At 43.5% G+C, this 13,588-nt stretch carries 13 protein-coding genes; all 13 read left to right on the forward strand.

The annotated features are described in order from the left end of the window. Positions 1-34: 34 nt before the first annotated feature. The 13 genes from cysE (at position 35) to alr (ending at position 13,512) form a co-directional block, all read left to right on the forward strand. A complete protein-coding gene (gene cysE / locus U9Q08_03030; GenBank protein ID MEA3328689.1) occupies positions 35-757 on the forward strand; it encodes a serine O-acetyltransferase in 723 nt (240 codons plus the stop codon). 131 nt (positions 758-888) lie between these two features. Continuing rightward, positions 889-2,304: a cysteine--tRNA ligase gene (gene cysS, locus U9Q08_03035; protein ID MEA3328690.1), complete on the forward strand. Its 1,416-nt coding sequence runs from the start codon at positions 889-891 to the stop codon at positions 2,302-2,304. Next, on the forward strand, positions 2,301-2,957 hold the full coding sequence (gene tmk, locus U9Q08_03040; GenBank protein MEA3328691.1) for a dTMP kinase: 657 nt from the start codon (positions 2,301-2,303) through the stop codon (positions 2,955-2,957). The genes cysS and tmk overlap by 4 nt, the downstream gene beginning before the upstream one ends. A gap of 65 nt (positions 2,958-3,022) precedes the next feature. Then, complete coding sequence (gene holB / locus U9Q08_03045) at positions 3,023-3,982, forward strand: DNA polymerase III subunit delta' (GenBank protein ID MEA3328692.1); 960 nt, start codon at positions 3,023-3,025, stop codon at positions 3,980-3,982. 55 nt (positions 3,983-4,037) lie between these two features. Continuing rightward, on the forward strand, positions 4,038-4,826 hold the full coding sequence (locus U9Q08_03050; protein ID MEA3328693.1) for a stage 0 sporulation family protein: 789 nt from the start codon (positions 4,038-4,040) through the stop codon (positions 4,824-4,826). Then, positions 4,823-6,355: a methionine--tRNA ligase gene (gene metG / locus U9Q08_03055; protein ID MEA3328694.1), complete on the forward strand. Its 1,533-nt coding sequence runs from the start codon at positions 4,823-4,825 to the stop codon at positions 6,353-6,355. Before U9Q08_03050 ends, metG begins: the two co-directional genes overlap by 4 nt. 3 nt (positions 6,356-6,358) lie before the next feature. Continuing rightward, entirely contained in the window at positions 6,359-6,976 is a 618-nt protein-coding gene (locus U9Q08_03060; protein ID MEA3328695.1) for a site-2 protease family protein, read from the forward strand. Between the two features lie 204 nt (positions 6,977-7,180). Continuing rightward, positions 7,181-8,278, forward strand: coding sequence for an S-methyl-5-thioribose-1-phosphate isomerase (gene mtnA, locus U9Q08_03065; protein MEA3328696.1), 1,098 nt, complete (start codon positions 7,181-7,183; stop codon positions 8,276-8,278). Between the two features lie 156 nt (positions 8,279-8,434). Next, positions 8,435-9,361 carry a malate dehydrogenase gene (gene mdh / locus U9Q08_03070; protein MEA3328697.1) on the forward strand — a complete coding sequence of 309 codons (927 nt, stop codon included), beginning with the start codon at positions 8,435-8,437 and terminating at the stop codon, positions 9,359-9,361. A 36-nt stretch (positions 9,362-9,397) separates the two neighbouring features. After that, complete coding sequence (locus U9Q08_03075) at positions 9,398-10,435, forward strand: peptidylprolyl isomerase (GenBank protein MEA3328698.1); 1,038 nt, start codon at positions 9,398-9,400, stop codon at positions 10,433-10,435. A gap of 220 nt (positions 10,436-10,655) precedes the next feature. After that, positions 10,656-11,654 (forward strand): 4-hydroxythreonine-4-phosphate dehydrogenase PdxA, encoded by a 999-nt coding sequence (pdxA, locus tag U9Q08_03080; GenBank protein ID MEA3328699.1) that lies wholly within the window; start codon positions 10,656-10,658, stop codon positions 11,652-11,654. Positions 11,655-11,723: 69 nt separating this feature from the next. Then, positions 11,724-12,431 carry a tRNA (adenosine(37)-N6)-threonylcarbamoyltransferase complex dimerization subunit type 1 TsaB gene (tsaB, locus tag U9Q08_03085; GenBank protein MEA3328700.1) on the forward strand — a complete coding sequence of 236 codons (708 nt, stop codon included), beginning with the start codon at positions 11,724-11,726 and terminating at the stop codon, positions 12,429-12,431. Next, complete coding sequence (gene alr / locus U9Q08_03090; protein ID MEA3328701.1) at positions 12,397-13,512, forward strand: alanine racemase; 1,116 nt, start codon at positions 12,397-12,399, stop codon at positions 13,510-13,512. Before tsaB ends, alr begins: the two co-directional genes overlap by 35 nt. The last annotated feature ends 76 nt before the right edge of the window (positions 13,513-13,588 follow it).

Genomic DNA, 13,588 nt, shown 5'->3' on the forward strand with positions numbered 1-13,588 from the left:
TCAAAGCCCATAGCTAAGTTGGAGGTGAGAAGAGATGCTTTGGTTAAAAGTGATTTTGGCCATTGTCGTTGGTGTTATCGCTTTCTTATTGTCGATTGCCCTGGTGTTTCGTAAAGAAATAAAAGCCACCTTTGAACGCGACCCGGCAGCCGTAAGTTTCTGGGAAGTTTTGCTTACCTATTCGGGCCTGCACGCCATTATTTTTCATCGTATTTCTCATCGGGTTATTAAATGGAATATTCCACTTTTGCCCAGGCTGATTTCTCAAGCAGCCCGTTATTTCACCGGTATCGAGATACACCCCGGCGCCCGGATTGGCAAGGCCTTATTTATTGACCACGGCATGGGGGTGGTTATCGGTGAAACCACGATCATCGGAGATAACGTTACACTCTACCAGGGTGTAACATTGGGCGGAACCGGCAAAGAAAAGGGTAAGCGCCATCCCAGCATTGGCAATAATGCGGTTATTTCAACCGGGGCAAAAGTGCTGGGAAATATCACTATCGGAAATAATGTTAATATCGGAGCCAATGCCGTTGTTATCAGGTCAGTGCCTGATGACTGCACAGTGGTGGGTGTGCCGGGTAGAATTGCCCGGAAAAAAGGCGTGCGCGTGCCGGGCATTAACTTAGATCATACCCATCTGCCTGATCCTCTGGCCGAACGGCTTGAAAACCTTCAGCAGGAAATAGACGCAATAGAAACGCATCTCGAAGACTGGCATAAGGAACGGTTAAGGGGAAAAGAAAACTGATGCGTTTTGCGTTGTGCGCTATGCGTTTTGCGTTTTGACGCTTTTAAATCCCATTTTTCTTTAAAAGTTAGTTTTTGTTTTTTTGACGCACAACGCAAAGCGCATAGCGCATAGCGCACAACGGGAATATTATGTTACACTTTTACAACACTTTTACCGGAAAAAAAGAAAAGTTTATCCCGATCAGAAAAGGCAGGGTAAAAATGTACACCTGCGGCCCGACGGTTTATGACTATGCTCACCTGGGTAATTTCCGGGCCTATATATTTGAAGACATACTGCGCAGGTTTTTAAAATATCAGGGTTACGAAGTAACTCAGGTGATGAATATCACCGATATTGACGATAAGACAATAGCTGGCGCCGGCAGAGAAGGGGTCGGTCTCGCTGAATTTACTAAAAGATATACTACCGCGTTTTTTGAGGATTTAAAAAGCCTTAATATTGAACCGGCGGAATTTTATCCTTTGGCCACTAAACATATTGAGCAAATGGTCGAGTTAATAAAGAAACTGCTGGATAAGGGGTATGCATACCGGAAGGATGGTTCGATATACTTTCGGATCAGGGATTTTAAAAATTATGGCCGGCTTTCTAAAATGAATTTGGATATGGTCAGGCCGGGTTCCAGAATAGACCACGATGAATATGGCAAGGGAGACGTTAAGGATTTTGTGCTCTGGAAGGCCAGAAAAACAACAGATGAACCTTTCTGGGATACTGAGCTAGGCCCCGGCAGGCCCGGCTGGCATATCGAATGCTCAGCTATGAGCATAAAATATCTCGGTCAGCCTTTTGATATTCATACTGGCGGAGAAGATAATATTTTTCCCCATCACGAAAATGAGATTGCTCAATCTGAGGCAGCCCTGGGTAAGAAATTTGTAAATTATTGGCTGCACTGCAAATTTCTTTTAGTGAACAATGAGAAAATGGCTAAGAGCAAGGGAAATTTTTTTACTCTGCGCAATCTATTAGATAAGGGATATAAACCCGGAGCAATCAGATGGCTTTTGCTGTCCACGCATTACCGGGCAACCTTGAATTTCACTTTTAAAGGGTTAAAGTCAGCAGAAGAGACAGTGCAGAGGCTGAACGATTTCTTAAGCAGGGTTAAGCAATGCCGGCCGGACGCAAGGAAGAAAGAAAACAGGGTTTTATCCCGGAAAATAATGAATTCCGGCAAGAAATTTGAAAAAGCACTTAGTGATGACCTGAATATTTCTAAAGGCCTGGCCCACATTTTTGAGCTGGTAAGAAGTGTCAATATTGCTTTAGAAAAAGACAGGTTTAACCGGAGTAATCTGGTCCAGGTTCTTAGCCTATTTGAGAAATTCGATTTGATATTAGGAATATTCGAACAAAAACCTGTAAAATTGACCGCTCAAATCAGAGGTTTAATAAAGAAAAGACAGCAGGCGCGCCGGCAGAAAGATTTTATTTTAGCAGACAGGATCAGAAAAGAACTTTTCGTGAAAGGACTTATATTAGAAGATACCAAGGACGGCGTTAGGTGCAGATATCAATCTGGAAGGGAAATTAAATGAAAGGGAAATTGATAACTTTTGAGGGCCCGGAAGGCAGCGGTAAATCCACGCATTCTAAAATGTTATGTAAGTGGCTTAAACAGAAAGGGATTCCTTTTGTCTATACCCGGGAACCAGGAGGCACCAGGATAGGCGAGTTGATAAGAAAAATATTGCTTGATCCGGCTAACTGCTTAATAACCGATAAATGTGAGTTGTTTCTTTATCTGGCCGGCCGGGCCCAGATAGTGGCTGAAGTAGTAACGCCGGCTGTAGATAGCGGTAAACTTGTTATTTCTGACCGGTTTAGTGACGCTACCATGGCTTATCAGGGCTACGGAAATAAACTTCCCCTTGGTTTGATAAAAAAATTAAATAATTTTGCTACTGATGGATTACAGCCGGATTTAACAATAATTTTGGATATAAACGTAAAAGACGGTTTAGGAAGAAGTATAAAAACCAAATGGCCTGACCGAATAGAGGCCAGGACCGTTTCTTACCACCAGCGGGTAAGAAGCGGTTATCGAAAATTGGCCAAAAGATACCCCAAACGGATAAAACTCATAAAAGTAAAACAGGATATGAAAGAGACACAGAGAGAAGTCAGGAAAACAGCCGGTAAATTGCTGGGAGTTGAAGAAAAGCAGCAGGCAGTAAGTAGCAGGCAGTAAGTAGAAAGAAATTACCAATGGGTTTACGGTTTACAGTTCACGATTAGTGAAAGAAAAAGTGAGAAATGTCGTTTAAGCAAATAATCGGCCAGGAAAAAGCGATTGAAATCTTAACTCAGACAGTCCGGAATTCAAAGATTCCGCACGCTTATTTGTTTTCCGGCCCCCGGGGAGTGGGCAAGTCTTTGGCAGCCAGGCAATTAACCAAGGTGCTTAATTGCCGGGAAAAGGGTTCTGACTGCTGTGATATTTGTCCTCAATGCCGGAAGATAGATAATTTTAACCATCCGGACGTAAGATATCTCGAGCCTGTTAAGGAAAGCAGAAAAATTAAAATAGAGCAGGTCCGGACTTTGAGACAGGCAGTTAACCTGAAACCCTACGAGTCAAATATAAAGATCTGGATCATTACAGAGGCCGAGTCTATGACCGAAGAGGCCGGCGACGCCCTTCTTAAAACATTAGAAGAGCCGCCCGAGGACTCTCTTTTAATCTTGATTTGTTCGAATTTAAGTTCGCTTTTACCGACCATTATCTCAAGATGCCAGATAGTAAGGTTTGAAGCTGTAGGTTTTAACAGCTTGAGGAAATTTTTAAGCGCATCGTGCGGCATCGAAGGGCCTGAAGCCAATTTTTTGGCGTCTCTATCCAATGGAAGTCCGGGAAGGGCGATTGAGTTAAAACAAGCAGATATCTTCAAGGCAAGAGATGAAATAATGGATTGGGTTATTAATGGATTTGAAGGGAAGGAATCAGCCTGGGTTGATCAGCCCGATCAGATGATTGATCGGAATCTGGATATAATCATTAGTTTATACCGGGATCTTTTGGTTTTACGCGAAGGAGCCCCCCGGTTTTTAATGAATATAGACCGGGAGAAAAAACTGGTTAATTTAAAAAATAGATATTCAGTTAAGGAGTTGGTCAGGATTATTGAAACAATAAATCAAATTAAACGCCTTATTCATCAGAATGTTAACCGTAAAGTAGCGTTGGAAGTAATGTTTCAAGAAATAAACTGCTAAACTGTTATAGCAATTTAACAATTTAGCCATTTAACAGTTTAATCGAGGAGAAAGAATGTTTGAGGTGATTCAGGTAAAACTGCGGGAAGCGGGTAAGATCATTTATTACTGCACAGGCGGTTTGAAATTTAAAACAAGCGCTTATGTCATTGTCGAAGCCGATAGAGGCCTTGATTACGGCCAGGTTGCTTCCGAGGCCGAGGTAATTTTAGATAGTGATGTGGAGGAGCCGCTGCAAACGGTTGTCAGGCATGCCACCAGCGATGACTTAAAGCGGATTGAAAAAAACAGGGAAAAGGTATCCCATGCGTTTGAGACCTGCGTAAAAAAGATAGGAGCTCATAAACTTCCGATGAAATTAGTTGAAGCAGAGTATTCATTTGACCGCAGTAAAATAATATTTTATTTTACTGCTGAAGGCAGGGTGGATTTTAGAGAACTGGTGAAAGACCTGGCTCGTATTTTCAAGGCCAGGATTGAATTACGTCAGATCGGGGTTCGTGATGAAGCCAAGATGCTTGGGGGATTTGGGCCCTGCGGCATGCCGTTATGCTGCACCCGGTTTTTAAATGATTTTGAACCAGTTACTATCCGGATGGCCAAGGATCAAAATCTACCCTTAAACCCCGCTAAAATGTCAGGATTGTGCGGAAGGCTGATGTGTTGTCTGGGATACGAATACAAGACCTATAAAGAATTAGCCAAGCGGCTTCCCAGGCGGGGAGATACGATTCAGCTAAAAGAAGGCAAAGGGAAAGTAGTTGAAGTTAATATTATAAAACAGTCGGTCGTAGTCGAGCTTGAAAAAGGCAAAGGCCGGAAGATTAAACATTATGAAATATGAGTAAGGAAAAGTTTTATCTCACCACAGCTATCGATTATCCCTCAGCTGCTCCTCACATCGGACATGTCTATGAAAAGGTATGCGCTGATGTTATTGCGCGGTGGCACCGGCTTAAAGACAAAGACGTTTTTTTTCTTACCGGAACGGATGAACATGGACAAAAAATAGTCAAATATGCCGTTAAAGCAGGCCAGTCCCCGCAGGAGTTTGTTGATAAAACAACAAAAATGTTTATTGACATTTGTGAAAAGCTTAATATTTCCAACAATGATTTTATAAGAACAACCGAGCCGAGACACATAAAGGTTGTCCAGGACATCTTTAAAAAGATTTATGACAAAGGAGAAATTTATAAGGGCGTATACCAGGGGTTGTATTGTGTTGATTGCGAGGCCTTTTATACCGAAAAAGACCTTAAAAGCGGAAAGTGCCCTGTGCACGACAGGGCAGTCGAAACCTTAAAAGAAGATAGTTATTTTTTTAAAATAAGCAGCTATCAGAAAAAAATCTTAAAACACATTCGCGAAAATAAAGATTTTATTCAGCCGGAAGCAAGAAGGAGTGAGATTATTAACCGGTTAGAAGAAGGAGTGCGGGATCTAAGCATTTCCCGCTCCAGTTTCGATTGGGGCATACCTATGGCCATGGATGAAAAACATATAATATTTGTCTGGTTTGATGCCCTGATGAATTATATTTCCGGCCTGAATTACCCGGGTGAACGTTTTCGCAGGTTTTGGCCGGCTGATGTTCATTTGATTGGTAAGGATATCCTTTGGTTCCACGCCGTGATCTGGCCGGCTATACTGCTGGCAGCCGAAATAGAATTGCCCCGGCATATCGTGGTGCACGGATTTGTTAATCTGGGAGGGGAAAAATTAAGCAAGAGCAGGGGGGTATCTATTGACCCTTTTAAACTGCTCGACTCATACGGAACCGACGCAGTAAGGTACTTTTTATTGAGAGAAATTAGTTTTGGAGAGGATGGTAATTTTTCTGAGAGCTCTTTAATCAGGCGCATAAATAGTGATTTGGCTAATGACCTGGGCAATCTCCTGCACAGGACTCTTACCATGGTTGAGAAATATTTTAAGGGAAATATACCCCGGCCGGCCAAGGCCGACACTGTTCTGGATAAACAATTGAAATTAAAAGCAGCTGCCCTTTCTAAAAACCTTGAAAATAAGTTAAAAATGTTTGAATTGAACGGGGCCTTAATCGAGATATTTAAACTAATAAATGCTGCTAATAAATATATTGAAGATGCTGCTCCCTGGAAACTGGCCGGGGATGATTTTAACAAGGCCGCTTTGTCTAACACGATCTACAATCTGGTAGAAATTTTAAGACTTGTAGCTCTGGCCCTCCTGCCGTTTATGCCGGCTGCGTCTGCTAATATCCGGGGTCAGCTGGGGTTGAATAAGGATATAAACAAGCTTAAATTCAACGACCTGGAAAAATGGGGGTTGATCGAGCCGGGAACCAGAATAAACAAAGGCAGGCCTCTTTTCCCGCGCATAGAACAGTAACAGATGAAAGGGCGTATGGTTGAAACATTAATAGCGGTTCTTGTTTTTTTACCGGCAGTAACGGTCCATGAATTTGCCCATGGCTGGATGGCAAATAAGTTAGGTGATCCGACTGCCCGGAATGCCGGCCGGCTTACCTTGAATCCCTTAGCCCATATAGACCCTGTCGGAACAATAATTTTGCCGGCCATGCTGATCCTTTCAGGTTCGAGGATTATATTTGGCTGGGCCAAGCCTGTCCCGGTTAACTTTGCTAATTTGGATAACCCCCGGCGGGATATGATCTGGGTGGGCCTGGCCGGGCCGGGAGCAAATATTTTATTAGCATTGATTACAGCCCTGATAATAAGGAGCGGACTGATATCGCCTGAATTCTTGAACCTGCTGGCAATGGTTATTTTGATCAATCTTATCCTGGCTATATTTAACCTGATCCCCATTCCTCCCCTGGATGGCTCGCGGGTGCTGGCCGGAGTTTTATCACCTGAGCAGTCTTATGCCTATAGCAAGATAGAACCCTACGGGTTTTTTATTGTTATCGCTCTTTTATGGATGGGCTTGTTGAGAAAGGTGCTTTTGCCGATAGTATATTTTTTATTAAAATTGTTTATCGGAGCGTGATCTAAGAGGTCTTTAGGATAATACACTTAAATTAACTCATAGCTCATAGCTCATAGCTGATAGCTCATAGTCATAATTCTTGTTAGGGCTTAACTCATCGTCCCCGGGAACGTCGAGGCTTACAGACTATCAGCTAACAGCTATGAGCTAATATCAGCTAACATATTTGTATCCTGTCATGTTTTATTGTTAAGTGGGAGTAAAATGTTTTCTACTATCCAATGGTCAAACGGGAAAGTCAAGATTATAGACCAGACCAAGCTTCCCGTAAAGCTTAGTTATATATATTGCCGGGATGTAAGGTCAATTTGGACCGCGATAAAAAAGATGCAGATCCGCGGTGCTCCGGCTATCGGTATAACCGCTGCCTTTGGAGTAGTTCTGGGGATCTGGCCCTCAAGAGCGAGGAGTTATCGGCAAATCAAAAAGGAACTGGATAAGATTATTAAATATCTGGCCGGTTCCAGGCCTACGGCTGTTAATCTATTCTGGGCGCTGGAAAGGATGAACCGGGCTGCTGAGAGGTATTGTAAAGAGGATGTCAGGTCCTTAAAGAAAGGCCTGCTTAAAGAAGCCCTGGAAATTTTAGAAGAAGATAAACAGACATGCCGGCAGATGGGAAGAAACGGGGCAGGGCTTTTAAAAAATGGGGATAGGATTTTGACCCATTGTAATGCCGGAATGCTCGCTACAGCGGACTATGGAACCGCCCTGGCCGCAGTATATATGGCTAAGAAACAAGGCAAGAAAATATCGGTTTATGTGGATGAGTCAAGGCCGCTTTTTCAGGGCGCAAGGCTTACCAGCTGGGAACTGGTCAAAAACGGGATTTCTGCTACCCTGATCTGTGATAACACGGCTGGTTGGGTTATGAAAAAGGGTTTGGTGGATAAAATCCTGGTAGGAGCCGACAGGATAGCTGCCAACGGAGACAGCGCTAACAAAATAGGTACGTATTCCTTAGCTGTTTTGGCCAGGGCACAGCGCATACCGTTTTATGTAATAGCTCCGGTGTCTACTTTTGATTTTGCGCTCGAAAACGGCAGGGAAATTCCAATTGAGGAAAGAAGCCCTGAGGAGATAACCAGGCCTTTTGGCTATAGAATAGCACCTAAAGGTCTGAAGGCCTATAATCCGGCCTTTGATGTTACGCCTGCTCGTTATATTAGCGCGATAGTTACTGAAAGAGGAATTGTCCGAGCACCATACAAAAAGAGTTTAAGGGAGATAAAAAACAGAAGTTCAAATAGCCAAGGTAAATTACAAATTCAAAATCCAAATACTACCAATACTACCAAATAAATCCCAAACTCAAAATCCCAAATTGCAGGATAGAATTTGGATTTGGGATTTTGGATTTATTTTGGATTTTGTAGTATTTGGATTTGGTAGTATTTCATTGGGTTCTTGTAAGTTAAGTAAAGTTTGGGGTTAGAGTTTATCGAAAGGTGGTGTTCGATGAAGGTTAGTATCATCGGAGCTGGAAATGTCGGGACAATGACAGCGATGAGGATCGCTGAGGGAGGACTGGCGGATGTCATCTTGCTGGATGTTGCAAAAGGCCTTTCTTTAGGAAAGGCGCTGGATCTATCCCACGCTTCGAGTATCATTGGCCATAATCAAAGGATCGAAGGAACTGAGCAGTATGAAGATATCAAAGATTCTCAGATAGTTATAATTACTGCGGGCATTACCAGGTCTCCGGACATGACCAGAGAAGATTTATTTATTAAAAATTCCCGGATTGTTAAAGATGTGACAGGGAAGATAAAGATATATGCTCCGGATTCTATAATAATCGTAGTTACCAACCCCCTGGATATAATGAGTTATCTGGCTTATCGGGTAAGCGGGTTTGGAGCAAAAAAGGTTTTTGGCATGGCTGGTATACTGGATTCAGCCAGGTTTAACTGGTTCATATCTCAAGAGTTGAACCTGCCCGTTGGCGAGATTAAGACGATTGTCTTAGGCGGGCACGGAGATTCTATGGTTTGCCTTCCCCGGTTTTCAACCGCCGGCGCTAAACCGATAACAGAATTGCTTAGCGGGCAGAAAATAAATAGGATTATAGACCGCACCCGCAGAGCCGGGGCTGAGATTGTTTCTTTTTTAGGCCGGGGAAGCGCGTATCTTGCGCCTTCAGCTGCAATTTATACTATGGTCAGGTCAATAATCCTTGATCAAAAAAAGACTTTTCCGGTTTCGGCCTATCTTGAGGGCCAGTATGGCCTAAAGGGTATTTATTTAGGCGCGCCGGTCAAGCTTGGCAGAAATGGAGCAGAGGAAATTGTTGAATTAGCGTTGAATAAACAAGAGCTTCAGAGCCTTCATAAGTCCGCAGATGTAATCAGGAAGGGCATAGAGAATTTAATGTCAATACCGTAATTGTCAACCGGGCGGATATGTTCGGAAGGATAATCAATGAGAAAACTTTTTATAGTTACCGGGGTTTTATTTTTTTTGGAATTTTCTGTAGTTCTGCCCGGCCGGCAGGCAGCTTCAGCGAAGGATGGCCTGTCTTCCGAAGCGTTAGCCGAGAAAGGAATTTCAGCCAAGGAGGGCGATATTGCAGAGGTAGATAAGATTGTTGCCGTAGTAGGCGATGAGGTTATTACCAACAGTGAGCTTGCCACAGTTTTATTCTCGGTATATGGAGAGTATAAAAAGAAATATAGCGGAGGAGAACTGGCCCAAAAAATGGATCAAGTCCGGAGAAGTGTTCTGTCGCAGATGATCGAGGAAAAATTGATTCTTAATGCGGCTGAAGAAACCGATATTGAGGTAACCGGCCAGGAGATAGATGAAAAGATAGAAGCATTGAAGAAAAGATTTAATTCCGAAAAAGATTTTATATCTGCTTTGAAAAAACAGGGTACCAGCTTAAGGGATTTGAAAAAAAGATTTAAGAGAGAAATCCTGAAGTCTAAATTAATCGATCAAAAGGTCAAAATGGGAATAACCGTCAGCCTTAAGGAAATAGACGATTATTACCGTTCCAATCCGGATGAGTTTATTAAACCGGAAATGGCCAGGATCGGTTCTATCTTGGTTAAACCGGCCGGCGGCCAACCCGGAGATTGGGACAGCGCCTTAGCTGAAATGCACAGGATATTGTCTGAATTAAATGATGGCGCTGATTTTAAAGAGTTAGCCAAAAAATTTTCTCAGGGCTTGAACGCAGAAAACGGAGGAGGCATGGGTGTTATCGGCCGGGGGCAGATGCTGAAAGAAATAGACCAGGCTATATTTAGTTTAGAACCGGGAGAAGTGTCTCCGCCGATTAAAACTAAGTCGGGATATTGTATTTTTAAATTAGAAGCCAAACATCCCGGTTCGGTTGTAGAGTTTGAAAACGCCCAAAACACAATAAAAAGCATTGTGTTTACAGAGAAATTTAAGATCAAATTTAAAAAGTGGATTGAAGGCCTAAAAAAAGATGCCTATATCTCGATCAAATAGATTATCGCTAAGACGCTCCAATCCACCACACCCCGCACCATCCACTGCTGGTTAAATAGTAGTGGCGTTAAGAGGAAGATGCAACTGCCGGCAGGAAGATGCGACAGCCATTAGCAAATTTTAGGCTTTTGTGAGCGAGAAAACGGAAAAAGTGGCGAGTTGCGCAGCCGCCCGTTCTGGAGCGTCTTTCTGCTGGCAGATAATAACAAAGGGTTAGATAATGGAGACTGGTAAACCAATTATCGGCATTACTATGGGGGATGCTTCGGGTATAGGGCCGGAGGTGATTTTAAAGGCTTTAGCAGGTCGAAGGTCCTGGCAGGCCAATTTTTTGATAATCGGGGACAGCCAAATATTGGAAAAGACAAAGTCTCGTTTTAAGCTGCCTGTTTTGTTTAGGGTCATAAACAGATATCAGGACCTTGATTTTTCTTCTTACCGGAGTAACCTGTTAGACCTGGGATTGCTCACCGGAGCAAAATTTAAAACAGGGATTTCTAATGCTGTTTGCGGCCGGTCTTCTATGATGTATATCCGGGAAGCCGTCAGGTTAGCTGAAGAAAAAAAAATAGACGGCCTGGTTACAGCGCCGATAAGCAAGGAAGCGTTTTATCTTGCCGGTTTTCCGTTTCGCGGTCATACCGAACTTTTGGCCCGGCTTACCAAAACAAGAAACTTTGTGATGATGCTGGTGGGTGGAGGATTGAGGGTGAGCCTGGTAACCACTCACATCCCTTTAAAAAAAGTAGCATCGTCTTTGACCAGCCGGGGGATATATCAAACGATTAAGTTAACCGGAAATTTTCTTAAAAGACGGCTTAATATTTCTTCGCCCCGCATCGGGGTTTCAGGGCTCAATCCCCACAGCGGCGAAGGCGGTGTTATTGGCAGGGAGGAGATAGAGCTGATCAAACCTGCTGTTAAAAAAGCCAAAAAAGAAGGACTGAAAGCAGCAGGGCCTGTGCCTGCAGATGTCATTTTTTGGCAGGCCCGCAAAAATAAATTTGATGCAATAGTAGCGATGTATCACGACCAGGGCTTAATAGCGTTGAAAATGCTTGCCTTTAATAAGGGGGTTAATATAACCTTAGGATTGCCGTTTGTCCGGACCTCGCCGGGTCATGGCACAGCCTTTGATATAGCCGGAAAAGGCCTGGCCGATCCTGATTCAATGATCGAGGCGATAAAAATGGCGGTATTACTTGCTGAGCAGAAATAAGCAAGCCATGAGCTATGAGCTGTGAGCTCAAAACCCAAAGCTCAAAGCTAATTTGGGTATACGAAAAAGATGATAGTATTAGGAATAGATACTTCGAGTTCCCGTTTGAGCATAGCTGTCAGGGACAAAGATAAGTTATTGGCTGAACGCAGTTATCTTTCAGCAAGTCAGTGTTCGGTTATTCTTCTGCCCGGGATAAAAAATTTACTCCGGGAAATAGGTTTGGGATTAAACCGGATCGATGGTTTTATCGTTGGCCTTGGCCCCGGTTCTTTTACCGGTTTAAGGATCGGCCTCAGCACTATCAAAGCATTGGCATTTGCCTTTTCTAAACCGATTATCGGCATTCCCACACTGGATGTATTGGCAGAGAATATTAGTCCGGCGAACAACCGGATTTGTCCTGTTCTGGATGCAAGAAGAGGCGAGGTTTACAGCTGTATTTATCAGTCCAATGGCCGGCAGGTAAAGCGGCTGTCGGAATACATGGTCTTACCGATCCGGGACTTATTAAAAATGCTTAAGTTCCGGACTGTTTTTTTAGGAGAGGGTTTGTTCGAATATAAAGATTTAATTAAAAAACTTAGTAAGGACTTGAGCCTGTTTGCCCCTCAGGAGAATTGGTTTCCTCAGGCCTCGGCGCTTACCCGGCTGGGGCTTGCCCGGCTGCTGAGTAAAGATTTAGACAGTTGTTATGATTTAACCCCTTTATATTTAAGAAGATCGCAGGCAGAGGAAAAATATGATGCACGTTTGGGTAGAGATAAACCTGAATAATATCCGGCATAATTATAACCTGATAAAAAGGAAGGTCGGCAGATCGGTTAAGATACTGGCGGTGGTTAAATCCGAGGCCTATGGCCACGGCATGGTTGCCGTATCCAGGGTTTTGGCTGAACAAAAAGTTGATTATCTTGGTGTAGCCCGCCTCAAAGAAGCCGTTGAATTAAGAAAAGCAGGTATTCCTACGCCCATTTTACTGTTTAACCCTCTTTTCTCCGAGGAGATTAAACTGGCTGTTGAATATGGCCTTAGCTCTACTGTTTATACCCTTTCCTCAGCCCGGCTATTAGATAAACAAGCGCGCTCTAAAGGCAGGAAGGCCAGGGTTCATTTAAAGGTAGATACCGGCATGGGCCGGGCAGGTGTCTGGCATAAACAGGCATTCCAATTAGCAAAAAGTATTTCTCAACTGAGTAATCTGAAATTAGAGGGGATTTATACCCATTTTCCCAGCGCTGACGAAGAAGATAAGGCCTTTACTTATAAACAGGTTGGTTTTTTTAAAACCTTACTGGATAAGCTGGAAAGATCAGGCGTTTCTATACCCTGTAAGCACGCGGCTAACAGCGCCGGGATTTTAGATGTTAAAATTTCACACCTTAATCTGGTCAGGCCGGGTTTAATGCTTTACGGAGTCTATCCCTCAAGGTATGTTTCTAAAACCCTTAAATTAAAACCCGCGCTTTCAGTTAAGACAAGAGTAAGTTATTTAAAACCCACGCCTCAAGGAAGGTCTATAAGCTATGGCCGGGATCATATTACCTGCCGGCCTACGGTTATTGCTGCTTTAGCGGTGGGTTACGCTGATGGTTACAGCCATTTGTTGTCCAATAAATCCAGGGTGTTGGTTAAAGGCCAGGGAGTGCCGGTGGCTGGAAGGATTTGCATGGACCAGATGATGGTGGATGTGGGCGCTGTCAAGGATGTGAAAATCGGCGATGAAGCAGTGTTAATTGGCAGTCAGGGGACAGAGGAGATAACAGTCGAGGAATTAGCCGATCGCTGCGGAACCATCCCCTATCAGGTTTTGTGCTGGATAGGCAATAAGGTTTTAAGGAAATATAAGAACAGGTGAAGCGCAATGCGTCATTGTCCGGTCAAGCCCAGAATGACGGTTTTTTCTGGATTCCCCGGACAAGCCGGGGAATGAC

This window comes from Candidatus Omnitrophota bacterium, from assembly GCA_034717435.1.
Lineage (GTDB): Bacteria > Omnitrophota > JAUWXU01 > JAUWXU01 > JAUWXU01 > JAYELI01.

Excerpts from the sequence above, each read along its gene's own strand:
- tmk (MEA3328691.1), top strand. The coding sequence starts at position 2,301 with ATGAAAGGGAAATTGATAACTTTTGAGGGCCCGGAAGGCAGCGGTAAA.
- alr (MEA3328701.1), top strand. The coding sequence starts at position 12,397 with ATGATGCACGTTTGGGTAGAGATAAACCTGAATAATATCCGGCATAAT.
- cysS (MEA3328690.1), top strand. The coding sequence starts at position 889 with ATGTTACACTTTTACAACACTTTTACCGGAAAAAAAGAAAAGTTTATC.
- U9Q08_03050 (MEA3328693.1), top strand. The coding sequence starts at position 4,038 with ATGTTTGAGGTGATTCAGGTAAAACTGCGGGAAGCGGGTAAGATCATT.
- U9Q08_03060 (MEA3328695.1), top strand. The coding sequence starts at position 6,359 with ATGAAAGGGCGTATGGTTGAAACATTAATAGCGGTTCTTGTTTTTTTA.
- U9Q08_03075 (MEA3328698.1), top strand. The coding sequence starts at position 9,398 with ATGAGAAAACTTTTTATAGTTACCGGGGTTTTATTTTTTTTGGAATTT.
- cysE (MEA3328689.1), top strand. The coding sequence starts at position 35 with ATGCTTTGGTTAAAAGTGATTTTGGCCATTGTCGTTGGTGTTATCGCT.
- pdxA (MEA3328699.1), top strand. The coding sequence starts at position 10,656 with ATGGAGACTGGTAAACCAATTATCGGCATTACTATGGGGGATGCTTCG.
- tsaB (MEA3328700.1), top strand. The coding sequence starts at position 11,724 with ATGATAGTATTAGGAATAGATACTTCGAGTTCCCGTTTGAGCATAGCT.
- mtnA (MEA3328696.1), top strand. The coding sequence starts at position 7,181 with ATGTTTTCTACTATCCAATGGTCAAACGGGAAAGTCAAGATTATAGAC.
- holB (MEA3328692.1), top strand. The coding sequence starts at position 3,023 with ATGTCGTTTAAGCAAATAATCGGCCAGGAAAAAGCGATTGAAATCTTA.
- metG (MEA3328694.1), top strand. The coding sequence starts at position 4,823 with ATGAGTAAGGAAAAGTTTTATCTCACCACAGCTATCGATTATCCCTCA.
- mdh (MEA3328697.1), top strand. The coding sequence starts at position 8,435 with ATGAAGGTTAGTATCATCGGAGCTGGAAATGTCGGGACAATGACAGCG.